Origin of the sequence: Mesorhizobium sp. B2-4-17, from assembly GCF_006441275.1 — a bacterium.
Lineage (GTDB): Bacteria > Pseudomonadota > Alphaproteobacteria > Rhizobiales > Rhizobiaceae > Mesorhizobium.
Window position 1 is genome coordinate 15,887 of the sequence record NZ_VFUX01000021.1, and the last position, 24,094, is coordinate 39,980.

Sequence of the window (24,094 nt, forward strand, 5' to 3'; positions counted from 1 at the left end):
GATCGCCAACTGTCACAATTGGCTGGACTCACCAATCCCAACGGTCTTTCCTAAGCGTCCTTACGCCCGGAGACCCGACATGCATCTTACCCGCCGGACCCTGATCGCCGCCAGTCTTTCACTGACCTTTGCCTTCGTCCCATTCACAACCGTTTTTGCCGCCTCGCCGGCACCCGCCAAGGGCGAGAACGGCATGGTGGTAACGGCCCAGCATCTGGCGTCAGAAGTCGGCATCGACGTGTTGAAGAAAGGTGGCAACGCCGTCGATGCGGCGGTTGCCGTCGGCTATGCCCTTGCGGTCGTCTACCCCAATGCCGGCAACATCGGTGGCGGCGGCTTTATGACCATACGCTTCAAGGACGGCAAATCGACCTTCCTCGATTTCCGTGAACGCGCGCCACTTGCCGCGACCAGGACCATGTATCTCGACAAGGATGGCAATCCGGTGAAGGGCGCCAGCCTCGACGGCTATCTGGCGGTCGGCGTGCCGGGGTCGGTGGCCGGTTTCGAGATGGCCCGCCAGAAATATGGCACCTTGTCCAGGCAAGATCTGATGACGCCGGCGATCAACTATGCCAGGGACGGTTTCATCCTCAATCAGGGCGATGCCGCCTCGTTCGCCGGCAGCGCTGAAAGGCTGGCGAAGGACCCGGCGGCGGCGGCAATCTTCCTCAAGCCCAACGGCAAGCCCTATGGCATCGGCGAGAAGCTGGTCCAGCCCGACCTTGCCGCCTCGCTCTCGGCCATTTCCGACAAAGGCCCCGACGCCTTCTACAAGGGCGCCATCGCCGACGCCATTGTCAAGGCGAGCGGCGCCAGGGGCGGCATCCTGACCAAGCCGGATTTCGAACAATACGCGGTGCGCGAACTGAGGCCCGTGACCTGCAATTACCGCGGTTACGAGATCACCTCCTCGCCGCCGCCAAGTTCCGGCGGCGTTATCATCTGCGAAATCCTCAACGTGCTCGAGAGCTATCCGCTGTCTTACCTCGGCCCGGCTTCGGCCGAGACGGTCCATGTCATGGTCGAGGCCATGCGCCATGCCTATGTCGATCGCAATTCAGCACTCGGCGACCCCGACTTTGTCGACAATCCGGTCTCCAAACTGCTGGACAAAGCCTACGCCAAGAACATCCGCGACAAGATCGACCCGTTCCGGGCCGGCGTTTCGAAGGATCTGATGCCGAAGGGCTTTGGCGAGTCCAAGGAAACCACGCACTATTCGATCATCGACAAGGACGGCAACGCGGTCGCGGTCACCTACACGCTGAACGGCTCCTTCGGCGCCGGCGTCGTCGCCGACGGCACCGGCATTCTGCTCAACAACGAGATGGATGATTTCACCCAGAAGCCCGGCGTGCCCAATCTCTACGGCCTGGTCCAGGGCGAGGCGAACGCCATCCAGCCGAAGAAGACGCCGCTGTCGTCGATGAGCCCAACCATCGTCGCCAAGGACGGCAAGCCGTTCATGGTCATCGGCAGCCCGGGCGGCTCGCGCATCATCACCATCACGCTGGAGGCGATCGTCAACGTCATCGATCACGGCATGAACATCCAGGAGGCGGTCGACGCGCCGCGCATCCACCACCAATGGCTGCCCGACACGGTCTATGTCGAACCGTTCGGCCTGTCGCCCGACACAGAAAGACTGCTGGCCGGCATGGGCTATCACCTCGAGCTCAGCGACCAGACCTGGGGCCAGGCGGCCGGCATCCTTGTCGGCGGCAAGAGCCTGGCGGAAATCGGGAAGGGGGGCGGCGCGCGCTACAATGGCGCCATCGACAGCCGCGCCGCATCGGGCGAGGCGCTCGGATATTGATACCCGGGGTGGCTTTCGATCGAGAGCCTACGGGTCAGCCGCTTTTGGTCTGGAGACCGGCAGGGCTGTCACGTTACCAGGGTGATGGTCGATGCGACAAGCATCAGGGCGGCGATGCCGACGAACAGCGCGTAGATGCGCGGCCGGTCCAGCAGAAGCGCGTTTCCGGAAATCCAGGCCGACGTGGCGCCGCCAAGCGCGAACAGGAAACCGTTGCGATGGCCGAAGGTCATCGACGCGGCCATCAGCCCGCCAATGATCAAGGCGCCGAACACGATGATCACGGCGACCGCGTATCTCTCGAAGTCGTTGCCGCTGCCCATGGCCGGCCCGATCGCATTCAGATTCGGCAGGTCGTCCGGATCGAACGACCCGTATTCGTCTTGCCCCATGGATTCTCGCATCACTGGTTCTCCGCTGACCGGCAACAAACCATCAACACTTGCCGAGTGCAACCCGATCGCGCGTCCCTCTCCGCGTTGACCGTCATCTTCAACACGTTCCGGCCGCTCTTGTCACCGATTTTCCGGCTGTCTGGCTCGAATGCAACAGGCGTCTGCGCCCGGATTGCACGCCGCCATCCCATTCCTTTTGGGCCGTGTCAGCGGAGAAGGATGGTGCCGTTGATGAATTCAGCGCCGGCAGCCTTTTCGCGGCTGCGGCCGGGAGTCGCAGCGCTGCCGGCCTATGCCGGCCCGAGTGCTGATTTGCCGTTACGTGGCATGGCGCGATCTCTACCTGGCGGGCTGCAACGCGAATAATCTGGCCCCGTTCTCCTGGCCCTGCTCGACATAGCCGATGATCTTGAACCAGCGCTCGACATCAGGCCCCTGCAGCCAGCTGCGCGAATGGACGGGCAGGTTGCCGGCGAGCGCCTGGATATGCCTGATATGCCGTTTGCAGAAGCGAACGGTGGAGCCACGGAAAAAATCCTCCTGCGCGGCGAACAGCGTATCGGCGGCGTCGCTGTTTTCATGCCAGGCGATGATCGCCACGGCCTTCTCGCCCTCGACAAGCGCGTGCGCCCGGCCTTCCTTCAAATTCATCATCAGATTGTCGTAGGCGACCTTGCTGTCCTTGCCGGCCGCCGCGTATTCGTCCGACATCCGCTTGGATAGGCCATGAAAGACATCCTCGAGATCCCCGAGCGTCGCTGCACGTGCTCTCATTTCACCTCCTGCAGCCCCGGCAGCGAGTTTGCCCTAGGGATCGCACATCACCAAGCAAATTGAATCCGCTAAGGGCCTGATGAGAGCAAAGTCGTTTTCAGCGAGCCAGGCCGAGGTGGCGCAGCCAAGCACATCGGTCAAAATGGACTCGGCCCGTTCGTGGTGTATGGAAAATGGTCGTTTGCCGAGAACGTCGCGGGCAAATCGACGCTGGGCAAATGCGCTCACGATCTGTGCTTCTACCGTCGCTTTGAAGCTGCCGCGCGCCGAGGTGCGAGCTGGAGACGGGAGCTCCGACTGGGGTACGTGGCCTCAAAGAGCACGGCATCAACGCTGTGGATATTCTCCGATGTGTCTGCGCCAATCCTCGATGAATGTACTTCGCTGGATTTCGTCCTGTGCGGCAAGAAGCGCCGGGCCGATGCGGATGGGGCGGCCGATCCCCGAGTCCATCAATGCCTCGGGTCCGTCGACACCGACGGGCAGGGGGGCGTCCTCGGCAAAGAAGAATGAAGCGTCCTTCGCGACCTGCCGGCCGCGAGCCGACAGGAGATAGTTGAGGAAACGCTTGCCGAGATCGGGATGGGCCGCAGCAGCGGGAATCAAGGCACCCCGCGACAGGATGAGCGCGTAGTCCCGGGGCAGCACGATGCGCAGATCTGGATTGGCGAGCGCCGCCGCATAGGCGTAGGAGCCGAGCACGTTGTAGGCGATGCTGATCCGCCCCGCTGCAAGCTCGCCAAGCACTTCATTGTTGCAGCAGCGCACGATGGTTTCCACGCGGCTCAGAGCTTCGAGCAGTCGCCCGTTTGCCGTAGGTGCCTGGCGGGAATCGTAGAATGCCAAAAGATAGCCGATGCCGGAAGCCTGAATATCGTAGGTTCCTATGCGTGCCCGGTAGGCGTCGGGCTTGCGGCGCAGGAGTTCCAGGAGCGCGTCGTGACTTCTCGGCACATCCTCGGGCGGAACCCGGCGCCGGTCGTAAACGAACACGACGGGTTCGAATGTGAAACCGAAAACCTCGTCCCGCCAATTCCCCCAGTCTGGCACACTCCGTGTTTCAGGCGAGTCGTGCCGTTGGGCGCAGCCGTCGTTGGCGAGCCGAACCAACTGGTCGACCGACGAGGAGAGGAGGATGTCAGCCTCGGAGGTCCCCGCTCTGCATGCGTCCCGTGCCTCGCGGAAAAGATCGTTTGTGACATAGTCTACGTAGTCGATCCGGATGTTAGGGTTGAGTGCCTGGAAATCGCGCAGCAGCGGCCGCATGGCCTCAAGATCCGTCGCCGCGTGGATGACCAGGCGGCCCGCCTCCTTCGCTGTCGCGGGAAAAGTCTCGCTTTCACCTTCGATGGCGCCGGCAAGGGTCGGGACCAGCCAGGCGAGCCCGGCGAGCGCGAGGGTGCGGATGTGCGCTGTCATGGCTGCCCTCGCACGAGCGGCAATTCCAGATAGACACAAAACGGCTCGTTTTCAGATCGCTCGCGGAAACCGAGCTGGCCACGCAGGACCGTCGCGACTTCCGACGCGATGGCGAAACCGAGCCCCGAGGACCCGCGCGCGTCAGGGCTTCGCGAATAGAAGCGGCTGATGATATTCGGCCAATCAGCCTCCTTGATCCCCGGTCCATCGTCGATCACCTCGATTCGACCGAAATTTTCTCGTTGGCGCACACGCACCTCCAGTCTGGCGGTCGCGCCATGACGCAGCGCATTGTCGATCACATTGACGATCGCCTCGCGCAGGCTGAGCATGTCGCCCATCGCCATGAGGTCTTCATCCGCGGGTTCGAAGGAGACGATCATGTCGGGATCCACCGTGATCGGGACGGCGTTGCGAAATGCCATGCGTGCGACATCGTTCAGCGAGACGGGCACGAGCTGGACTGAGTCGAAGCGGTGGATCACCATTGCATGGTTGAGAAGCTGATTAGTGAAGCCGGTTAGTTCGATGGTGCGGCTTTGAACGCGCTTCAGGTGACGGCGATCTTCCGGCGCAAGCCTCTGCTCGTCTATCAGGCTCACCTGGGCGGAAAGCGCCGTCAGCGGCGTGCGGATCTGGTGGGCGCTGTCGGCGATGTAGCGCTGTAGCAGTTTAATGCGCTCGTCAAGGCGGATGATGAAGTAGTTGATGGACGTCACGAACGGAGACAGTTCGTTGGGCACCGCGACAGCGAGGGGTGTCAGATCCTGCGGGTCACGCTGCCGGAGCGCGGCAGCGAGGTCATCGACTGGTCGCAGCGAGTAACGCACCGCCAGCGCTGTCCCGGCGACGGCAAAGAGGCTCATCAGCGCGACCAGCATCGTCGCCCGGACCGTCAGCTCCGAGGCGAGCGCATGGCGGGCCTCGACGGTCTGTGCCACGACGACATAGGCCCAGCCCGGCCCTTCGGGCATGCTCATGGCGTGCGACACGGTTACGGTGCGCACCGGGGCGCCCAGATAGGCGTCATCGCCGAAGATGGGGGCGGCGCGGCTCGCGGAAAGGTCCGCCTCGGCGGCCAGGTCGGCATAGCCGGTCAGGGTCGCGCCCGAAGGATCGATGACCCTGTAGAAGATGCGGTCGTCATTGGCGAGCCCGAGGATTTCGAAAGCCGAGGGCGGAAGGACGAAGCGGAGATTTCCGTCGGCGACGCTGAGGCTCTCGCTCATCTGGAAGGCCGCGCCGAGGAGCAGCCGGTCATAGGCATCGTCGGCGGCGGCGCGCGCGTAAATCCAGGCGGCGGTGATGAGCGTTCCCGCACCCAGCGCCAGAACGACGCCGACGCGCCGCATGAGGCGGGAGAACAACGAACTTCTATGCGGCATCGTCGGAGACCAGTTGATAGCCGCTGCCCCTCAGCGTGACGATCCGCGCGCGCGCGCCTTCCAGTTTCTTGCGCAGGCGCCCGATATAAAGTTCGATTGCGTTCTCGCCCGCGGCCTCCTCGAAGCCGAACAACTGGTCCAGCAGTTCATCCTTGCTGAAGACCTTGCCGGGGCGCGAAGCGAGGATCTCGAGCAAGACGATCTCGCGGCGCTTAAGCTGGATCTCGCGCTTGCCTACCATCACATTGCGGTTGGCGCGGTCGAGGCTGATATCGCCGCAAACGATCACGTTGGTCGGCTCGCCGCCGCTTCGCCGTCGCAGAAGGACACGCGCCCTTGCCTCCAACTCGCGAAAGTCGAAAGGCTTGACCAGATAGTCGTCGGCGCCGAGATCGAGCGCGCTGACCCGGTCGTCCACCTCGGAGCGGGCCGTCAGCACGAGGACGGGGACGCCGCTCCCGGACTGGCGCAGCTTCCTAAGGATGGAGAAGCCGTCGACGCCGGGGAGCATGACATCGAGGATGACGAGGTCGTATTCGGTGAAGCTCAGGATTTCGGATGCGGCAACCCCATCGGTCTCCCAGTCGACGGTGTGGCCCGTCTGCTGAAAGCGCCGGCTAATGGCTTCGCCCACGTCATGAGTGTCTTCGACCAAGAGAATACGCACGCGCCATGACCGCATGGGTCCGTGCCGCCAACAAGTTGATGAAGGGACGCGCTCACAGCTGCGGCAAAGGCGTGACAGGATGGTGACAGGAACGCGGGCTAGTGTGATCGTGCCGGCCCGGTGGAGAGCGAAGGGGCCGGTCGGGGAGGAAATCGGACATGTCCACTGATACGCCAGGCCCAATGGCCTGATGTAGCGATCGGCGTGCGGAATTTTCTCGCCACCGCTCAAAATCCCGTGGGAGGAACCCTATGAAGCAAGTTTTCAGCAGTGCCCTTTTTGGCGCGGCGATGGCCGCTCTGGCATTTGCAGCATCCGCACAGGCGGAACCGACGAAGCCGGAATGCCTTGCCGGCGCCAAGCCCGGCGGCGGCTTCGACTTGACCTGCCGACTTGCGGCCAATGCTCTGCTCGAGACGAAGCAGATTTCCAAGCCCATGGCCGTCACCTACATGGAAGGCGGAGTCGGTGCCGTCGCTTACAACCACGTTATCGGCAAGCGCGGCAAGGACGGAAACGTGATCACCGCGGCGTCTTCCGGATCAGCGCTGCTCTTCGCCCAGGGCAAGTTCGGCCAGTATGATGAGAACGCCGTGCGCTGGCTCGGTGCGCTCGGCGCCGACTATGGCGTGCTCGTCGTCGCGGCGGATTCGCCCTACAAGACACTCGGCGAACTGGTCGAGGCCTACAAGGCCGATCCGGCTAGCTTTGCAATTGCGGGTGGCGGCGCCGTGGGCTCGCAGGACTGGATGAAGGGTTCACTGCTCGCCAAGGCGGCCGGCCAGGAGCCCAAATCCATGCGCTATGTCGCGCTTGAAGGCGGTGGCGCGGTTCTGACCGCCCTCGAAGGCGGCCATGTGAAAGTCGGTTCGGGCGATGCGGCGGAGATGGTCAAGCACCATGTTGCCGGCAAGGTCCGCATCCTTGCGGTCATGTCGCCGGAACGTCTGCCGGGTGATCTTACGAATGTTCCGACCGCCCATGAACAAGGCTTCGACATCGATTGGCCGGTCTGGCGCGGCTACTATGTCGGCAAGGACGTCTCGGATGCGGATTACGACTGGTGGGTGGATGCTTTCAAGAAAGCTTCCGAAACGTCGGAATTCGCCAAGGAGCGTGAAGCGCGGGGCCTGTTCGAGTTCACCCTGCTTGGCAAGGACTTCGAGGATCGCGTGAAGTCGGATGTCGCCCGCTTCAAGATCCTCGCCAAGGAAGCCGGCATGTAGTGCGACGCCCTCGCAGGTTCCCGTCAAGACACAAGGCGGACGACCCTCGCCATCGGCATGCCGATGGCGAGGGCGGAAAACGAGGAAGGCAGCGGACAGCGGCCGCGGTCTCGGAAAATAAAGGAATACCCATGTCTGATGAATCGCATCCCTCTCCGCGGGCCGTGCAGGTGATCGGCCGCGGCGCCGCCATATGTCTGCTCGCGCTTGCCGTCGCCTACGGTATTGGCGGAAGCGTCATCGAATACTCCTTCTCCTCCGATCCCCTAGGCCCGCGGGTCTTTCCCATAGCGCTCGCCGTGGTGCTCGGCCTGCTTGCCGTCTGGTATTTCTTCTCGCCTGGCTCCGCGGAGGGGTTTCCGTCCGGCGCTCTGCTTGCCCGCGTGCTCGCGCTGCCGGTTCTCCTGGTCGTTTCCGTCGTCCTGTTCGAACCGGCAGGCTTTGCCGTTTCCATTTTCGTCCTAACGCTCGGCTCCGCACTTATCTTCGGAGCGTCGCCGGGTAAGGCGCTCATCGGAGCGGCCGGCCATGCCACCCTCTGGTGGGTCGTCTTCTCCTACCTGCTGGAAGTCTACCTGCCGTCCGGCACGCTCTTCGGACGCTGAGGCAAGGTCGGATCGGAAAGGTTAATCATGAACCTCGAATATCTCTGGCAGGGTTTTGCGGTCGCTCTGACCGGACAGAACCTGCTCATCGGCCTCATCGGCTGCTTCATCGGTACGCTCGTCGGCGCACTGCCAGCCATTGGCCCCATCAATGGCATAGCCCTGCTGCTTCCCATTGCTTATACGATGGGCCTGCCAGCGGAGAGCACCATGATCCTGCTCGCGGCGATCTATTGCGGCGCCGAATATGGCGGCCGCATTTCCTCGATCTTGCTGAATGTGCCAGGGGATGCCGGCGCCGTCATGACGGCAATGGACGGCTATCCCATGGCACGCCAGGGGCGTGCGGGAGAAGCACTCGCCCTCTCTGGCATCGCCTCCTTCGTGGGCGGCATACTCGGTTCCATCGGCCTGGCGCTGTTCGCGCCCCTGCTGGCCGGTCTGGCGATCGGTTTTGGTCCCGCCGAATACTTCGTGCTGATGATGTTTGCCTTTGCGACGCTGGGTTCGATGGTCGGCAGCTATCCTGCAAAGACGCTCATCGGCTGCACGCTCGGTCTGATGCTGGCAACGGTCGGTCTCGACGCAACGTCTGGGGCCTACCGCTTCACCTTCAACGAGCCGGAGCTTGGCGACGGCATCGAGTTCGTCGTGCTCGTCATCGGCTTGTTCTCGATCTCCGAAGCGCTGATCATCCTGGAAAACCAGGGGCGTGGCATGACTGTAATCCGCGAACTGGGTCGGATGACCGCACGGATGAGCGATATCGTGAAGTGCACCGGCACGACCCTGCGCAGCTCGCTCATCGGCTTCGTCATCGGTGTTCTGCCGGGCACGGGCGCCTCGGTCTCGAGCGCCATCTCCTACACGACGGCCAAGCGCTTGTCCGATACCGAAGGGACCTTCGGCAAGGGCGACGTGCGTGGTCTCGCCGCGCCCGAAGCGGCCAACAACGCGACGGCCTGCGGCGCCTTCGTGCCTATGTTGACGCTCGGTGTTCCCGGTTCGGGCACCACCGCCGTCATGCTTGGCGCACTGATGCTCTACAACATCCAGCCTGGCCCTATGCTACTCACCGAACGGCCCGAGATCGTGGGCGGTCTCGTCGCCTCGCTCTTTGTAGGCAACCTGATCCTGCTGGCACTCAACCTGCCGCTCGTGCAGATATTCGCTCGCGTCCTGACCGTGCCTAACTGGCTGCTCGTGCCGGGCATCTTGGTCCTGTCGATCGTCGGCGTCTATTCCACTCACTCGTCGGTCTTCTCGATTTTTCTGATGATGAGCATCGGCATGGTGGGTTGGCTCCTGCGTAAGGCGGGCTTCGAGATGGCGCCGATCATCCTCGGCTTCGTACTGGGCCGGCTGATGGAGGTGAACCTGCGCAACGCTTTGGCGATCAGCGGCGGTGATCCGTCTATCCTCTTCAGCAGTACCATCTGCAACCTGCTCTGGGTTCTGGCCGCGGCCGTCGCCATCGTGCCTTTCTACCTGTCGCGGCGTTCCCGCCGGCGCAAGATGCTGATGGCCACCGAATGAGGGGGCCGCCAGGCGAGCGGCGCCTTACTGCCTGGCGCGGACTGGCACGTCCCGATCAAGGTGTGGCGATATTCTGGGCCGCGCCTCAGCCCGAATTGCGTAGGCAGTGACCCGGCCGACCATGCGCTTCGTGCCGGTGAAGACGCGCCCGAGCAGCAGAGTTGCACCGAGTTCCATTGATGCTCGACCCGTCAGCTCACGCGGATATCGAACCGTTGCGCTCCATCTATCCGAGTTCGGGGTTGGGCGCCGATGGGCGGAACGGGATCGAGCAACTGCTTGCCGTCGTCAACGACAACAATGGCAAGCATACCGGCCAGCGCGCGGGTGGGAATCTGTCATGTGTCAACCTTCGGTCTCCAGATATTCCAGAGATACCCCGTTGCCATTCAATGGGTCGGTTTCCATCATTCATTAAGTCCAATCAGCGAACGCATCAGCGTTGCTCTTGCCGAAGCCAGATGCGCTTCGCAGGCTCGCTCAATTCGCTCGGAGTCGCGGCTTTCAAGGGCGTCGATATAGGCGAGATGCTCAAGGATCGCCGCTTGGTTGCGCTGCTTTTCGTCCCGCTTGTTCCACTGATAGTGGTAGTGAAAAATGAAGGTAATGATGTCATAGAAATCGTCGATGAAGCGATTGGGCGAAGCTTCGTTTATGAGCCGATGAAACCGGTTGTCGAGACCGGAGAAGTCGTGAAAGCGGCTTTCAATCCGTTTCAGCAGTTCGGTATGCGCGCTCTTGAGCGCGGCGAGTTTTCCCCACAGAGGAGAGTTGTCAGGCTGCCTCGAAAACAAATGCGCCGATCGTAACTCGAACATCACCCGGATCTCGAACAGCTCGAGGGCGAAGTCTTCGGTGAAGCCCTTGAATAGCCAGCCGGTATTCGGCCTTTTTTCGAGCAATCCAAATCGGCTAAAGCGAATGAGGAACTCGCGAATTCCATTGGTCGCAACACCGAATTGCCGCGCAAGCTCAAGTTCGTTGATGCTGGTGCCGGGTCTGGTGTCACCCCGCAGCATCCACTCCATGAACTGCTGTTCGACGTGCTTGGCTCGGGACGTGGTTTCGTCGTCGGGGTAGTAGTCGCTATCCTCCACCGCACGGCCCGCCGTCCTCACGCCGCTGCGCTCGGCGACAAGTTGGCGGTGAGCAAGTTCCTGTAGAACCTTTCGGACGGTCGTGCGGCTCACTCCCACTCGCCGTCTGAGCTCATTTTCGGACGGTAATTCACCAGCCAATTGTCCATCGCGCAGCATGGTGGCGACGCGGTTGAAAGCCTTCTTGTAGACGGTGTCGGTTCGCATCGGACTTGCCTCTCAGCAACCTTGTCCTTTTTGCATGAACTTTATCCATAAAAAACAACTTGACCAAGCGGGGTTGATTGTTTTTTATCGATAAGAGGAAGCTAAAATAAAGCCTTGGTTCTGACGCCCCAAGCTTACGCAAGCCTGGGCGGGGAGGGGGTTTTGCCCAAAACGGAAAACACCAGCACCGCTGTTAGCCAAGCCTCAATGCTTGCGCCGAAGAGGCCGGGCGCCGTCCCTGGCCTGGCGCTCGGATTGGCATTGCTGGGCGCCGGCCCGGTCATCATATTGCTGTTGCTGATAGCCGTTCTCAGTTTCCTGTCACCCTATTTCCTGACCGGGCGCAATCTCAGCAATATCCTCGGCCAGACCGCCGTCATCTCGGTTGTCGCAATGGGCCAGCATTTGGTGATCCTCACACGCGGCATCGACCTTTCGGTCGGATCGAACGTCGCACTGGCTTCCGTCGTCGGCGCCCTTAGCTTTCATGCCGGCGCTCCCGCCATCGCGGTTATCGCGGTGATGGTTGGCTGCGGTGCGGCGGTGGGCGCCATCAACGGGCTCTTCTACGTCTTCGGGCGGCTGCCGCATCCTTTCATAATCACCCTGGCAACCTTGAGCATCGCCAAGGGCTTGGCGCTTCAACTGGCCGATGGGCGCGCCATTCCTGGAATGCCAGATTCGATAGATGCGCTGGGGCGCGATGCGGTCTGGGGTCTGCCGGGATCGGTCTTTGTCGTTGCAGGCGTTGCGGCGGTCCTTTTCGCTGTGGCCAAGACGATGGTCTGGGGGCGGTGGATTTATGCTGTCGGCGGTCGCCCCGACGCTGCCTTGCGCATGGGCATTCCTGTGCACTGGGTCCTGGTCTCGGTCTACGTGATCTCGGGGCTGTGCGCCGGCATTGGCGCGGTCATACTCGCCGGCCGCACCGACGCCGGTTCCCCCCTGTTTGGCAATTTGCTTGAACTGGATACGATCGCGGCGGTGATTATCGGCGGTGCCAGTTTTCTCGGCGGCCGTGGCCATCTCGGCCATGCCCTAATCGGCGCCATCATGATTGGCGTCATCCGCAACGCACTCAACCTGCTCAACGTCAACGTCTTCTTCCAGCTCATTGTCATCGGCGTGGTCATCGTTATCGCGGTCGAGTCCGACGTGCTGCGCAACTATCTCGAAGGGCGTGTGCGTGTCATGCAGGCTGGGAGGCAGTGATGAGCGCCGTTGCGACCAATGCCGATCGGGCCGCCATTGCCGACCAACCCGTGCTGGCCGTACGCGGTGCCACCAAGCGTTTCGGTTCGGTTCTGGCCCTGGACGACGTCAGCATCGAAGTGCGGCAAGGCGAAATCGTCGGCCTGCTCGGCGACAATGGCGCGGGCAAGTCGACGCTGACCAAATGCATCAGCGGCGTACACCAACTCGATGCCGGGGCGATTGTCCTGGATGGTGCGCCGACGCAGATACGCTCCCCCGCGGATGCGCGCTTCGCCGGTATCGAGACCGTCTACCAGGATCTGGCGCTGTTCGACAATCTGACGCCCGGGCAGAACTTCTTTGCCGGTCGCGAATTGGCCTGGCCGCAATGGCTTCCGCGCGGCTTGCGATTTCTGCAGCAGCGCAGGATGGACGCCGAGACCCGTGTCCTGCTGGCAAACCTCAGGGTCACCCTGCCGCGGCTCGACGCGGTCGTCGCCATGATGTCCGGGGGACAAAGGCAAGCCATCGCCGTCGCCAGGTCCACCGTATTTGCCCGCAAGGTGGTCATCCTGGATGAGCCGACCGCTGCACTCGGTCTGCGTGAATCACGCCAAGTGCTCAATCTGGTTGCTGCGCTCCGCGACCAGGGCAATGCCGTGATCCTGATAACTCACAATATGGAGCATGTCGTCGAACTCGCCGATCGCGCCGTGGTGCTTCGCCAGGGCCGCAAGGTCGGCGAGCTGGTGCCGACCAGGCACAACAAACAAGAGCTGGTTTCCATGATCGTTGGAGCCTGATCCGTTCGAGATTTTGGGGACCGTTGCGGCCCTCAAATGCCTGAGGCCTTCCCCACCGGGAGGCGTCTCAATTCAAGGGAGGAATGGAATGCCAATCAACCGAAAACTGTTTGCAGGGATCGCTATCGCGGTCGTGTTTGCGCTGCCGGCTTCGGCAGCAGACAAGATCAAGATCGGCCTGATCACCAAATTCCCAGTGCCGTTCTATTCGACCATGGAACAGGCCGCCAAGAAATACGCGGCCGCTCATCCTGAAATCGAGCTGGTTACCGGCCAGGGTCAGGCCGCGACCGACATCGAGGGCCAGATTGCGCTGATCGAGTCCATGATCACGCAAGGCGTCAAGGGCCTGGCTGTCACTCCGGTCGACCCGACGGTTGCGCCGGCGCTCGACAAGGCGGTCGCTGCCGGCATCAAGGTGGTTCTCGTCGACAACAGCATTCCCAACTGGAAAGGTCAAACAGCGCTGGTCTCGACCAACAACCTCAACGGCGGCAAGATCGCCGGGGAGTACCTCAAGACCGTGCTGAAGAGTGGCGACAAGATCGGTATCCTGCAGGGCGTTCCCGGGGTGCCGGCACTGGACGACCGCGTCACCGGCATGATGCAGGGGTTGGGCGACGTCAAGGTCGACGTTGTCGGCAAGGGCGCAACCAACTGCACGCTCGAACTTGGCACGTCGGTGACCGAAGACATCCTCACCGCCAATCCCGATCTCAAGGCGATCTACTCGGCCTGTGGCCCGCCAATCCCAGGCGCCGTCAAGTCGATCAGCAATGCGGGCATGGCCAATCATAAGATCATACTGGTCGGCTTCGACGCCTGCTGCGGCGAGATCGAAGCGATCAAGTCGGGTGCGGAAGACGCCAGCGTTGCACAATTTCCGGCAAAGATGGGCGAGCTTGGCATCGATACTGTGGTCAAGGCGATCCGCGGAGAGGCCGTCGACGCCAATGTGGACACCGGCGCTGGCCTCGTGACGCCGCAGAACGTCAAGGACTTCGAATAAGCTCCCACACCTTGGCCCGGCGGTCTTCTCAACCGCCGGGTTCTTTTTGGAACACTCCAAGGAAGGTGATCCGCATGAAAGCGCTCGTTTGCCGACGACCCGGCGAACTGATCTTCGAAGATCGCTCCCCACCCGGCCCGCCGGGGGCAGGATGGGCGCTGGTCAGCATCAGCCATGTCGGTATATGTGGCACCGATTATCACATCTTCGAAGGCAAGCATCCCTACCTGGCCTATCCACGTGTCATGGGGCATGAACTCGCAGGCACGGTGACTGCGATCGGGGAAGGCGTCCCTATCCGCATCGGCGAACGCGTCGTCGTAAATCCTTATTTTGCTTGCGGCAGATGCATAGCCTGCCGTGATAACAAGCCGAATTGCTGCGTATCGATCGAGGTGTTGGGCGTTCATCGCGACGGCGGTATGTGTGAAGAGTTGCTCGTGCCTGCCGACAATCTCTATCCGATCGGAGGATTGTCGCTCGACCATGCGGCGGCGATCGAATTCCTGGCCATCGGTGCCCACGCGGTGCGGCGCTCCCAACTTGCCGCCAGGAAACGTGCTCTGGTCATCGGCGCCGGCCCTATCGGACTCGGCACGGCGCTATTTGCACGTATTGCCGGCCAGATAGTGACGATCATGGACGTCCGCCGGGAAAGGCTAGATTTCGCCGAAGGTCAACTCGGTTTCCCCGTTATCGATGGACTTTCGTTGTCGCCCGCCGACCTGGTGCGGGAGCGAACCGATGGCGAGTGTTTCGACCTTGTTTTTGATGCGACCGGCAACAGGGCGTCGATAGAGGCCGCTTTCGCTTATGTGGCGCATGGGGGAGCCTTGATAATGGTCAGCGTCATCAAGGAGGAGATCAGCTTTTCCGATCCCGAATTCCACAAGCGCGAGATGATGTTGATGGGCAGCCGCAACGCGCTTCGAGTCGACTTTGACCACGTCATGGCGGCAATGCACGATGACACCGTTCCTGTGGCCAAGCTTATAACGGACCGCACGACCCTGCGCGACAGCCTCCGCGATATCCCGCATTGGGTCCACCAAAAGTCGGGGCTTATCAAGGCGGTGATAGCCGTTTAGGCTGTTCACTGAGGCACCCCAACACACAAGGGAAGCAAAAGTCGTCCGAACCATCCGGTTGGCAATGGCCGCCATCAATGCCTCGTTCACCAAGGTGTCCTGGGAACTGTTGGCGGCCGGCAGTTGCGTGGGACGCGGGAAGACCAGCATGCCGACTTCCACGCGGTCATGGCCGCAGACCACCAGGTCCTGGACCAGCCCGCCGAATGACTCCAGCATGTCGAGCCGCAGCTTGCCGGCCTGCACCCATGTGCCGGTCATCAGCTTGAAGTCGTCCGCCACCCGCCCGTCGAAGACAAGGCCACGGTCGACTCGTTATTCAAGCTGAAGTAGATGGCAAGACTTTCGGCAAATTTGGAGTTCTTATGGCTGGACCTGCCACTGCTGAAGCGTATAGCGGCGGCTGCTCAGGTGGGCTTTCGCGCTGTCGAGTTGCACTGGCCCTACGACACGCCAGCAATTGTGGCAAAACGAGAGACCAAGCGAAATTCAGCTTCGCTATGGTTTGATGAGGCTTTGGCAGTTCGCCAATAAAAGAAAACTTGGATTGCGAAATGCGGAATCGACGGAAAAATCTTAAAATAAGTGATGGTGCCCAGAGGCGGATTCGAACCACCGACACGCGGATTTTCAGTCCGCTGCTCTACCAACTGAGCTATCTGGGCCTGTTCCGGCTAACGAATAACTCGCGCTCCGGATTTCACGGGAAGCGCCGTGGGCGCCCCTTGAAAGCGCGTGGGTTATAGCATGGGAATCCGGCCTGTCCAGCGCCTAGATGTGGATTTCCTGCAGGAAAAGAAATGCTGCCCGATGGGCTGCTTCCGTGCCATGCGCGCGCCTGTTTGGCGCTTGCCAATCCCTTGCGGAAGTTGGACCGCGCCATGCCGGTCAGCTTGCGGATGGATTTGTTGAAGGTGCTGAGCGAGCCGAAGCCAGGGTTCATCGCAATGCGCGGCACGTTCGCGTCCTGATGCATCAACAGCGCCGGCGCGCGGTTCAGCCGCAACAGCTCGATATGTTCATTTGAGCGTCATACCCGTCGCGCTTTGCCCGGCTGAACTCGAGCGGCTGGACGGCGGCAGCCTGCACGCGGCATAAGGCTATGGCGTGAACATATGCCCGGAGGTTGGCGTGGCCAGACATCCCAGGATCACTTTCATCGGCGCCGGCTCGACCGTGTTCATGAAGAACATCGTCGGCGACGTGCTGCAGCGGCCAGCCCTTTCAGGCGCGACGATCGCGCTGATGGACATCAATCCGCAGCGGCTGGAAGAGAGCGCCGTCGTCGTCAACAAGCTGATCGCGACGCTCGGCGTCAAGGCGCAGGCCGAGACCCATTCCGACCAGCGCAAGGCGCTCGCCGGCGCTGACTTCGTCGTCGTCGCCTTCCAGATCGGCGGCTACGAGCCGTGCACCGTCACCGACTTCGAGGTGCCGAAGAAATACGGCCTGCGCCAGACCATCGCCGATACGCTCGGCGTCGGCGGTATCATGCGGGGCCTCAGGACCGTTCCGCATCTGTGGACAATCTGCGAGGACATGCTGGCCGTCTGCCCGCAGGCGACCATGCTGCAATACGTCAACCCGATGGCGATCAACACCTGGGCGATCGCAGAGAAATATCCTGACATCAGGCAGGTCGGGCTGTGCCACTCGGTGCAAGGCACGGCGATGGAACTGGCGCACGATCTCGACCTTCCCTATGAGGAGATCCGCTACCGCTCGGCCGGCATCAACCACATGGCCTTCTATCTCAGTTTCGAGCATCGCCAGCCGGACGGTTCCTACCGCGACCTTTATCCCGACCTCATCCGCGCCTACCGCGAGGGCCGCGCCCCCAAGCCCGGCTGGAATCCGCGCTGCCCCAACAAGGTGCGTTACGAGATGCTGACGCGGCTCGGTTATTTCGTCACCGAAAGCTCGGAGCATTTCGCCGAATACACGCCCTATTTCATCAAGCAGGGCCGCCCCGACCTGATCGAGAAATACGGCATTCCGCTCGATGAATACCCCAAGCGCTGCGTCGAGCAGATCGAGCACTGGAAGGGACAGGCGCAAGCCTATCGTTCGGCCGACCGCATTCAGGTCGAACAATCGAGGGAATATGCCTCCTCGATCATGAATTCGGTCTGGACGGGCGAGCCGTCGGTCATCTACGGCAATGTCCGCAACAATGGCTGCATCACTTCGCTGCCGCGCGATTGCGCCGCCGAAGTGCCATGCCTGGTCGATGCCTCCGGCATCCAGCCGACCTATATAGGCGGCCTGCCGCCGCAGCTGACGGCGCTGATCCGCACCAACATCAACGTCCAGGAACTGACGGTGCGCGCGCTGATGGCTGAGAATCGCGAGCACATCTACCATGCGGCGATGATGGATCCGCACACATCAGCCGAGCTCGATCTCGACCAGATATGGTCACTGGTCGATGATCTCCTGGCCGCCCACGGCGACTGGCTGCCGGCTTGGGCGCGCACCACAGCGCCGCGCGTCCATCTTGGACGCGCAAAGGACGCGGTAGCACTTTGATTTTGCGCGTGATCCTTTCCGGAGATCGATTTTCGGGGTCAGGCGCTGCCCGCAAGACCGGGGCGGCCTGACGGTGCGATCCCAGCCCTATTTCGGCTCGTCGGCGTCGGGGTCTTCCTCGTCGTCCCGGGCGGGGATGACATAGGCGCCCTTCAGCCAGCGGTTGAGGTCGATGTCCTTGCAGCGCTTCGAGCAGAATGGATAGGTCTCGCGCGCCGACGGCTTGCCACATTCGGGGCAAGGGCGCTTGGGCCGCAGCGGCGTCACCTTGTCGTCGAGGCTCATGGCCGCGCGGACTGCCAGCTTTGATGGATCTTGAAGCCTTCGCCGGAAAGCAGCGCCACCGTCTCGTAGAGCGGCAGGCCGACGATGTTGGTGTAGGAGCCGACGAGCTTGACGACGAAGGCACCGGCGAGGCCCTGGACGGCATAGCCGCCGGCCTTGCCGCGCCATTCGCCCGAGGCGACATAGGCATCGATCTCCTCGCGCGGCAGCCGCTTGAAACGCACCCGCGTCTCGACCAGCCGCTGGCGCAGCTTGCCGCCCGGCGTGATCAGGCAGATGCCGGAATAGACCCGGTGCGAACGGCCGGACAACAGCCCGAGGCAATTGGCGGCGTCATCCAGTGTTTCGGCCTTGGGCAGGATGCGCCGTCCGACCGCGACCACCGTGTCGGCGGCCAGCACGAAGCTTGGCGCATAGTCCGTCTCGGTCTTCAGCGAGGCAAGCGCCTTCTCGGCCTTTTCCTGGCACAGGCGCTTGGCCAGTGAGCGCGGATGCTCGGCACGCAGCGGTGTTTCGTCGACATCGGCGGGCAGCACACGGTCCGGTTCGATACCGGCCTGCTGCAAGAGTTCGATGCGGCGCGGGGAACCCGAGGCAAGCACCAGCTTGTGCAAAATGCTCATTGCGTTCCGGCCGGGCCTTGATCTTACTTGAAGCGGTAGGTGATGCGGCCCTTGGTCAGGTCGTATGGCGTCATCTCGACCAGAACCTTGTCGCCGGTCAGCACGCGGATGCGGTTCTTACGCATGCGGCCGGCCGTATGGGCGATGATCTCGTGTTCGTTTTCGAGCTTCACCCTGAACATCGCGTTGGGCAACAATTCCGTCACGACACCAGGAAACTCGAGGACTTCTTCCTTCGGCATTCGATACCTTTGCTTGGATGGCAGTTCCGGCGCCTAGAGCATGATGCCGAAAAGTGTGAAGCGGTTTTCGGACAACATCATGCTCTACTCTTTGACCTGGAGGCGGATTCGGATTTCAGGTCGAACAGACCCCAAATCATCCGACTCCAGCCGGAATTTCGGCGGAACCTATATGATAATCGTGCGCTTGTGAACACGCTTAATCCGTCGCGTTTTTTGCTTCTGGAAGCAAAAAACGTCGGCTTATGCGCAACTTCAGCCGCTCGCGCACATCGCGATAGGCCGCCATGATCTGTTCGCGCGTGCCGCCGGCATCGGTTGGGTCCGGCGTCGGCCAATATTCGACCTCGACGGCGAGCGAGCGGGTGAGCTCGAGCGCGGCGTGGTGCGCCTCCGGCGCCAGCGTCACGATCAGATCGAAATAGTCGTCCTCGAGATCGTCCAGCGTCCTCGGGTGACGGTCGTCCAGCGACAGGCCTTCCTCGGCAAGCACGGCATCGACGAACGGGTCACGCTCGCCGGCGCGCACGCCGGCCGAGGCGACGAAAATGGTAGCGGGCAGCATCCGGCGCACCAGTTGCTCGGCCATCGGCGAGCGCACGGCATTCATGCCGCACAGGAACAGGATCGAGCGGGGCAGGGCGCCGGGTGCCAGGGATCAGCCCCGCCAGTGCAGCACGCAGACCAGCGTGAACAGCCGGCGCGCCGTATCGAAGTCGATGTCGATCTTGCCGGAGAGCCGGTCCATCAGCGTCTGCGAGCCCTCATTGTGCAGGCCCCGGCGGCCCATGTCGATGGCCTCGATATGGCTCGGCGTCGAGGAGCGGATGGCGTCGTAATAGCTTTCGCAGATCATGTAGTAGTCCTTGACGATGCGCCGCAGCGGCGTCAGCGACAGAATATGGGTGACGACCCCGGTGCCGTCCTCGCGCGCCACGGCAAAGACCAGGCGCTGTTCGGCCAGTGACAGTTTCAGCCGGTAGGGGCCTGTGCCGCTGTCATTGACGGGCCGGAAACTGTTCTCCTCGATCAGGTCGAAGATCGCCACCGCCCGCTCATGCTCGACATCGGGCGTCGAACGGCCGATCGATTCATCGAGTTCGACATCGATCAGTTTTGCGCGGGTTTGATCGGAGCCCGTCATATCAGCCTACATGTTCAACCGTATGGCGACGGAGCGGCCATGCGCGTCGAGCCCTTCCGCCCTGGCGAGCGCGATCGCCGCCGGCGCCAGAACGCGCAACTGCTCCGGTCCAAGTCTGAGCACCGAGGTGCGCTTGACGAAGTCGAGCACCGACAAGCCCGACGAGAACCGCGCCGAGCGTGCGGTCGGCAGCACGTGATTGGAGCCGCCGACATAGTCGCCGATGGCTTCGGGCGTGTGGCGGCCGAGAAAGACGGCGCCGGCATTGCGCATCCGCGACAGGAAGCCTTCGGCATCGTCGATGGCCAGCTCGACATGCTCGGCCGCGATGCGGTCGACCAGCGGCAGTGCGGCCTCGATGGTCGGAACTTCGATCACCGCGCCGAAATCACGCCAGCTCGCCGCGGCCGTCTCGCCGCGTGGCAGGCTCTGCAACTGGCGTTCGACGGCCCGTTCGACAGCTTTGCCGAAGGCCGGATCGTCGGTGATCAGGATCGACTGCGCCGACACATCGTGTTCGGCCTGGGCCAGCAGATCGGCGGCGATCCAGTCCGGATCGTTGTCGCCGTCGGCCACCACGAGTATTTCCGAGGGGCCGGCGATCATGTCGATGCCGACCGTGCCGAACACCTGCCGCTTTGCCGCCGCCACATAGGCATTGCCGGGGCCGACGACCTTGGCCACCGGACGGATCGTTTCGGTGCCATAGGCAAGGGCCGCGATCGCCTGCGCGCCGCCGACGCGGTAGATTTCGGAAACGCCTGATATGTCGGCCGCCACCAGCACCAGTGGCGGTATGGCGCCGCCGGAGGCAGGCACGCAGATGGCGATGCGTTCGACGCCGGCAACCTTGGCCGGTATGGCGTTCATCAGCACCGAGCTTGGATAGCTTGCGGTGCCGCCCGGCACATAGAGGCCGACGGCTTCGATCGCCGTCCAGCGCCAGCCGAGCTCGACGCCGGCGGCATCCGTGTAGCGATTGTCCTTCGGAAGCTGCTGCTCATGATAGGCGCGTATCCGGTCGCACGCGAATTCCAGCGCCTTTATCGTTGGCGCATCGGCGCCCTCATAGGCGCGGGCGATTTCGTCCTTCGTTACGGCAATGCCGATGCTTTTGAGGTCGGCGCGGTCGAATCGGCTGGAATAGTCGATCAGCGCCGCGTCGCCCTCGGCGCGTACCCGCGCGATGATCTCGCGCACCGCGGTCTCGACGTCGGCGGACACTTCCCGCTTGGTGGTGAGGAAGGCGGCGAAACGCTGCTCGAAATCGGCGTCGGAGTGGCGAAGCGTGATGGCCATGAGACGCTCAAGCCCTATGCACGGGACGTGACGTGGCTTGCCACGCGCCGCCGATGTCGGCAAGGCGGGCCTCGATGCACTCGACATCGAGCATGATGGTGCCGCCGCCCGAAAAGATCAGCTCGACGATGCCGGCGGGCTTGCTGATCTCGATGAAGCTGATGGCCAGCAGGGACAGCACCTCGGCCGGGTTGTCGCGGGCAATGCCGTTGGTCTTGGCGCCCAGCACCCGGTCGAAATGCAGCACCGCCTGGCGCCGCTCGTTATGCTGGCGAAACAGGCCTGACTTCGCCTCCCAGACGAAGCGGTTCATGGTCAGCACGAAACGCTTGGCCGCGGGCAGATATTGGAGGTCCGAAACTTTCATCACGGCATCCTGGACATGGGCCGAGACGATGCCCAGGTCCTGGTCGTCGAGCGCGATAAGCTTGAGGGCATTCATGCGGATTTCGCACCTGAAAGTTGACTGTTCAGCCTTCTGTTAGAGCATGATCCCGAAAAGTGGAAACCGGTTTTGGCAAAGATCATGCTCGGACAAAACAGGCTCTAGGCGGTCTTTTCGAAGCACGCAACCGCCATAGAGGTTCTGCGACAGGACAATCGCTTCAGCTTTGCGCTGGCCCCACCGCCCTGCCGGGCACTTCTCCCCGTATAGGGACGGGGTAAAAGGACGCCCCCGATCGCGGATGCCGTCAGGCAAATGAGGGGCGGTGCCGACTCGACAATTGCCCATTGGACGCCGCCTTGAAGCGGCTGCCTTGGGGTCGCTAAGCGGAAATCCGCTCGATCAACGCGCCGCAATTGGACAGCTTTTCCTCCAGCCGCTCGAAGCCGCGGTCGAGATGGTAGACCCGGTTGACCGTGGTCTCGCCTTCGGCCGCCAGGCCGGCGATGACCAGCGACACCGAGGCGCGAAGATCGGTCGCCATCACCGGTGCGCCTTTCAGCTTAGCCACGCCGTCGACGATCGCCGTCTGGCCGGAAAGCGTGATGTGGGCGCCGAGCCGGGCCAGTTCCTGGACATGCATGAAGCGGTTCTCGAAGATGGTCTCGGTGATGCGCGACTTGCCCTTGGCCATGGTCATCAGGCCCATGAACTGCGCCTGCAGATCGGTCGGGAAGGCCGGGAAGGGCGCCGTCGTCACGTCGACAGGCGAAATGCCGGCGCCGTTGCGCTTGACGCGGATGCCGGAATTGGTCTGCGTGATCTCGGCGCCGGTCTGCGAAATCACGTCCAGCGCTGTCTGCAAAAGCTCGGGACGCGCGCCTTCGAGCACGACGTCGCCGCCGGTCATGGCGACCGCCATGGCGTAGGTTCCGGTCTCGATGCGGTCGGGGATCACGCGTACGCGGGCGCCCGACAGCGCCTCGACCCCATCGACGGTGATAACAGGCGTGCCGGCGCCAGAAATTTTCGCGCCCATGGCGTTGAGGCAATCGGCGAGATTGACGATTTCGGGCTCGCAGGCGGCGTTTTCAAGCACCGTCTCGCCCTTGGCCAGCGAGGCCGCCATCATCAGCACATGGGTGGCGCCGACCGACACTTTCGGGAACACATAGCGGTTGCCGACAAGGCGGCCATTGCGGGTCTTGGCGATGACGTAGCCGGTGTCGACATCGATGTCCGCGCCCAGTGCTTGGAGGCCTTCGAGGAACAGGTCGACCGGCCGCGTGCCGATGGCGCAGCCGCCTGGCAGCGACACCTTGGCCTCGCCCATGCGGGCCAGCAGCGGCCCGATCACCCAGAAGGAGGCCCGCATCTTCGACACCAGCTCGTAAGGCGCCGTGGTGTCGACGATGTTGCGGGCCGAGAAGTTGATGGTGCGCGAATAGCCCTCATTCTGCTTTTCGCGGCGGCCGTTGACCGAATAGTCGACGCCGTGATTGCCAAGGATGCGGATCAGTTGCTCGACATCGGCCAGATGCGGCACGTTTTCCAAGGTCAGCGTGTCGTCGGTCAAAAGCGAGGCGATCATCAGCGGCAGGGCGGCGTTTTTCGCGCCCGAGATCGGAATGCTTCCGGCAAGCTTGTTGCCGCCGACAATTCTGATGCGATCCATTGGAGAACGTCCCTCTCGGCCAAAAAAGGCCGCTTCAATCGTTTGAGTGTCGGCCCGTCTAGACCATCGGCCGGTCTGGTTCAAGAAATAGGATTTCGCCCGCTGCGCCCCAAGAATGGCCGATTTGAGTTAATCTTTTTGCATTTTCTTGGCAGCGGTGAGCCCGTCCGGCCGCTGGTCGGCCTCGCCGGTGCGGCGCGAGCGCGACTGCGCCTTGCGCTTCTGCAGATTGGCGCGCAGCTGCTCGGCAAGCCTGGTTTTGCGGTCCGTGCCGCTGTTTTTCGGTGAAATTGTCTTGTCGCTCATCGTCCCGTCCCGGCCGGCGACCGGCCAAACCGATATTCAGGGATAGCCAAGATTGTGGCGCCGCCATGTCATTGAAAGCTATCCGGCGAAGGCTTTCACAGAAGCGTTGTTCTTGGCCTTGCGCTTGTCGGTTCGATATGGCAGAAGCCCCGCCATCAGCGGCTGCGGTAGCTCAGTGGTAGAGCACTCCCTTGGTAAGGGAGAGGTCGAGAGTTCAATCCTCTCTCGCAGCACCAGCCTATCTCCGAATCTCGAATTTATCTGCTTTGACGCCCGGCGTGCATCGACCAAGCGCTGTTCGGCGCCCCGCAACATGCCTGCCTCCTTTACCGCACCCGTCCAACCCTGTGGTTTTCACGCGCCAACGGCTTGTCGCGCGCGC

At 62.3% G+C, this 24,094-nt stretch carries 27 protein-coding genes and 2 tRNA genes; 11 read left to right on the forward strand and 18 right to left on the reverse strand.

Annotated features, from left to right (window positions below; translation table 11 throughout):
• The first annotated feature begins 79 nt into the window (after positions 1-79).
• On the forward strand, positions 80-1,819 hold the full coding sequence (ggt, locus tag FJ548_RS17595; RefSeq protein WP_140778532.1) for a gamma-glutamyltransferase: 1,740 nt from the start codon (positions 80-82) through the stop codon (positions 1,817-1,819).
• Between the two features lie 68 nt (positions 1,820-1,887).
• Here ggt and FJ548_RS17600 read toward each other — a convergent pair whose 3' ends face one another.
• The 6 genes from FJ548_RS17600 to FJ548_RS17625 all read right to left on the reverse strand — a co-directional run bounded on the left by FJ548_RS17600 (position 1,888) and on the right by FJ548_RS17625 (position 6,459).
• The gene (locus tag FJ548_RS17600) at positions 1,888-2,223 is read right to left on the reverse strand and encodes a hypothetical protein (RefSeq protein WP_140778533.1); all 336 of its coding nucleotides are present in this window, start codon (positions 2,221-2,223) and stop codon (positions 1,888-1,890) included.
• A gap of 330 nt (positions 2,224-2,553) precedes the next feature.
• Positions 2,554-2,988: a hypothetical protein gene (locus FJ548_RS17605; RefSeq protein WP_140778534.1), complete on the reverse strand. Its 435-nt coding sequence runs from the start codon at positions 2,986-2,988 to the stop codon at positions 2,554-2,556.
• Positions 2,989-3,021: 33 nt separating this feature from the next.
• Positions 3,022-3,216 carry a hypothetical protein gene (locus tag FJ548_RS17610; RefSeq protein WP_140696738.1) on the reverse strand — a complete coding sequence of 65 codons (195 nt, stop codon included), beginning with the start codon at positions 3,214-3,216 and terminating at the stop codon, positions 3,022-3,024.
• A gap of 99 nt (positions 3,217-3,315) precedes the next feature.
• On the reverse strand, positions 3,316-4,407 hold the full coding sequence (locus FJ548_RS17615; RefSeq protein ID WP_140778535.1) for an ABC transporter substrate-binding protein: 1,092 nt from the start codon (positions 4,405-4,407) through the stop codon (positions 3,316-3,318).
• Positions 4,404-5,759, reverse strand: a complete 1,356-nt coding sequence (locus FJ548_RS17620; protein WP_246673436.1) for a sensor histidine kinase — start codon at positions 5,757-5,759, stop codon at positions 4,404-4,406. The genes FJ548_RS17615 and FJ548_RS17620 overlap by 4 nt, the downstream gene beginning before the upstream one ends.
• A gap of 22 nt (positions 5,760-5,781) precedes the next feature.
• Complete coding sequence (locus FJ548_RS17625) at positions 5,782-6,459, reverse strand: response regulator transcription factor (protein WP_140610357.1); 678 nt, start codon at positions 6,457-6,459, stop codon at positions 5,782-5,784.
• Between the two features lie 251 nt (positions 6,460-6,710).
• Here FJ548_RS17625 and FJ548_RS17630 point away from each other — a divergent pair, with 251 nt between their 5' ends.
• The 3 genes from FJ548_RS17630 to FJ548_RS17640 all read left to right on the forward strand — a co-directional run bounded on the left by FJ548_RS17630 (position 6,711) and on the right by FJ548_RS17640 (position 9,826).
• The gene (locus tag FJ548_RS17630) at positions 6,711-7,685 is read left to right on the forward strand and encodes a tripartite tricarboxylate transporter substrate-binding protein (RefSeq protein ID WP_140778536.1); all 975 of its coding nucleotides are present in this window, start codon (positions 6,711-6,713) and stop codon (positions 7,683-7,685) included.
• A gap of 131 nt (positions 7,686-7,816) precedes the next feature.
• Entirely contained in the window at positions 7,817-8,290 is a 474-nt protein-coding gene (locus FJ548_RS17635) for a tripartite tricarboxylate transporter TctB family protein (RefSeq protein WP_140610336.1), read from the forward strand.
• 27 nt (positions 8,291-8,317) lie between these two features.
• Positions 8,318-9,826 (forward strand): tripartite tricarboxylate transporter permease, encoded by a 1,509-nt coding sequence (locus FJ548_RS17640; protein WP_140778537.1) that lies wholly within the window; start codon positions 8,318-8,320, stop codon positions 9,824-9,826.
• A 407-nt stretch (positions 9,827-10,233) separates the two neighbouring features.
• Here the strand turns inward: FJ548_RS17640 and FJ548_RS17645 are convergent, their stop codons facing one another.
• Positions 10,234-11,130, reverse strand: a complete 897-nt coding sequence (locus FJ548_RS17645) for a GntR family transcriptional regulator (RefSeq protein ID WP_140778538.1) — start codon at positions 11,128-11,130, stop codon at positions 10,234-10,236.
• A 207-nt stretch (positions 11,131-11,337) separates the two neighbouring features.
• On the opposite strand from FJ548_RS17645, the gene FJ548_RS17650 reads away from it, so the two are divergent.
• The 5 genes from FJ548_RS17650 to FJ548_RS29880 all read left to right on the forward strand — a co-directional run bounded on the left by FJ548_RS17650 (position 11,338) and on the right by FJ548_RS29880 (position 15,758).
• Entirely contained in the window at positions 11,338-12,342 is a 1,005-nt protein-coding gene (locus tag FJ548_RS17650; RefSeq protein WP_140778539.1) for an ABC transporter permease, read from the forward strand.
• Positions 12,342-13,127 carry an ATP-binding cassette domain-containing protein gene (locus FJ548_RS17655; protein WP_140696721.1) on the forward strand — a complete coding sequence of 262 codons (786 nt, stop codon included), beginning with the start codon at positions 12,342-12,344 and terminating at the stop codon, positions 13,125-13,127. The genes FJ548_RS17650 and FJ548_RS17655 overlap by 1 nt, the downstream gene beginning before the upstream one ends.
• A gap of 88 nt (positions 13,128-13,215) precedes the next feature.
• Positions 13,216-14,136, forward strand: coding sequence for a sugar ABC transporter substrate-binding protein (locus tag FJ548_RS17660; protein WP_140610332.1), 921 nt, complete (start codon positions 13,216-13,218; stop codon positions 14,134-14,136).
• A 74-nt stretch (positions 14,137-14,210) separates the two neighbouring features.
• Positions 14,211-15,224, forward strand: a complete 1,014-nt coding sequence (locus FJ548_RS17665; RefSeq protein WP_140778540.1) for a zinc-binding alcohol dehydrogenase family protein — start codon at positions 14,211-14,213, stop codon at positions 15,222-15,224.
• 333 nt (positions 15,225-15,557) lie between these two features.
• Complete coding sequence (locus tag FJ548_RS29880) at positions 15,558-15,758, forward strand: hypothetical protein (RefSeq protein WP_181168824.1); 201 nt, start codon at positions 15,558-15,560, stop codon at positions 15,756-15,758.
• A 55-nt stretch (positions 15,759-15,813) separates the two neighbouring features.
• Here the strand turns inward: FJ548_RS29880 and FJ548_RS17680 are convergent.
• A tRNA-Phe gene (locus FJ548_RS17680) sits at positions 15,814-15,889 on the reverse strand.
• Positions 15,890-15,924: 35 nt separating this feature from the next.
• On the reverse strand, positions 15,925-16,230 hold the full coding sequence (locus FJ548_RS30845) for a helix-turn-helix domain-containing protein (RefSeq protein ID WP_348640943.1): 306 nt from the start codon (positions 16,228-16,230) through the stop codon (positions 15,925-15,927).
• A gap of 125 nt (positions 16,231-16,355) precedes the next feature.
• On the opposite strand from FJ548_RS30845, the gene FJ548_RS17690 reads away from it, so the two are divergent.
• Positions 16,356-17,753 carry an alpha-glucosidase/alpha-galactosidase gene (locus FJ548_RS17690; RefSeq protein ID WP_140778541.1) on the forward strand — a complete coding sequence of 466 codons (1,398 nt, stop codon included), beginning with the start codon at positions 16,356-16,358 and terminating at the stop codon, positions 17,751-17,753.
• 87 nt (positions 17,754-17,840) lie between these two features.
• On the opposite strand, the gene yacG is transcribed toward FJ548_RS17690, so the two are convergent.
• The 9 genes from yacG to FJ548_RS17740 all read right to left on the reverse strand — a co-directional run bounded on the left by yacG (position 17,841) and on the right by FJ548_RS17740 (position 23,712).
• Entirely contained in the window at positions 17,841-18,038 is a 198-nt protein-coding gene (yacG, locus tag FJ548_RS17695) for a DNA gyrase inhibitor YacG (protein WP_140778542.1), read from the reverse strand.
• Positions 18,035-18,661, reverse strand: a complete 627-nt coding sequence (locus FJ548_RS17700; protein WP_140610325.1) for a Maf-like protein — start codon at positions 18,659-18,661, stop codon at positions 18,035-18,037. Before FJ548_RS17700 ends, yacG begins: the two co-directional genes overlap by 4 nt.
• Positions 18,662-18,684: 23 nt before the next feature.
• Entirely contained in the window at positions 18,685-18,903 is a 219-nt protein-coding gene (infA, locus tag FJ548_RS17705; RefSeq protein WP_006200926.1) for a translation initiation factor IF-1, read from the reverse strand.
• A gap of 199 nt (positions 18,904-19,102) precedes the next feature.
• Positions 19,103-19,513, reverse strand: coding sequence for a low molecular weight phosphatase family protein (locus tag FJ548_RS17715; protein ID WP_140778543.1), 411 nt, complete (start codon positions 19,511-19,513; stop codon positions 19,103-19,105).
• Between the two features lie 48 nt (positions 19,514-19,561).
• Positions 19,562-20,047, reverse strand: coding sequence for a UPF0262 family protein (locus FJ548_RS17720; protein WP_140696707.1), 486 nt, complete (start codon positions 20,045-20,047; stop codon positions 19,562-19,564).
• A gap of 6 nt (positions 20,048-20,053) precedes the next feature.
• Complete coding sequence (hisD, locus tag FJ548_RS17725) at positions 20,054-21,346, reverse strand: histidinol dehydrogenase (RefSeq protein ID WP_140778544.1); 1,293 nt, start codon at positions 21,344-21,346, stop codon at positions 20,054-20,056.
• A 7-nt stretch (positions 21,347-21,353) separates the two neighbouring features.
• Positions 21,354-21,788 (reverse strand): DUF2948 family protein, encoded by a 435-nt coding sequence (locus FJ548_RS17730; protein ID WP_140778545.1) that lies wholly within the window; start codon positions 21,786-21,788, stop codon positions 21,354-21,356.
• Positions 21,789-22,113: 325 nt separating this feature from the next.
• Positions 22,114-23,406 carry a UDP-N-acetylglucosamine 1-carboxyvinyltransferase gene (murA, locus tag FJ548_RS17735; RefSeq protein WP_140778546.1) on the reverse strand — a complete coding sequence of 431 codons (1,293 nt, stop codon included), beginning with the start codon at positions 23,404-23,406 and terminating at the stop codon, positions 22,114-22,116.
• 129 nt (positions 23,407-23,535) lie between these two features.
• Complete coding sequence (locus FJ548_RS17740; RefSeq protein ID WP_140778547.1) at positions 23,536-23,712, reverse strand: hypothetical protein; 177 nt, start codon at positions 23,710-23,712, stop codon at positions 23,536-23,538.
• 161 nt (positions 23,713-23,873) lie between these two features.
• On the opposite strand from FJ548_RS17740, the gene FJ548_RS17745 reads away from it, so the two are divergent.
• A tRNA-Thr gene (locus FJ548_RS17745) sits at positions 23,874-23,948 on the forward strand.
• Positions 23,949-24,094 lie beyond the last annotated feature (146 nt).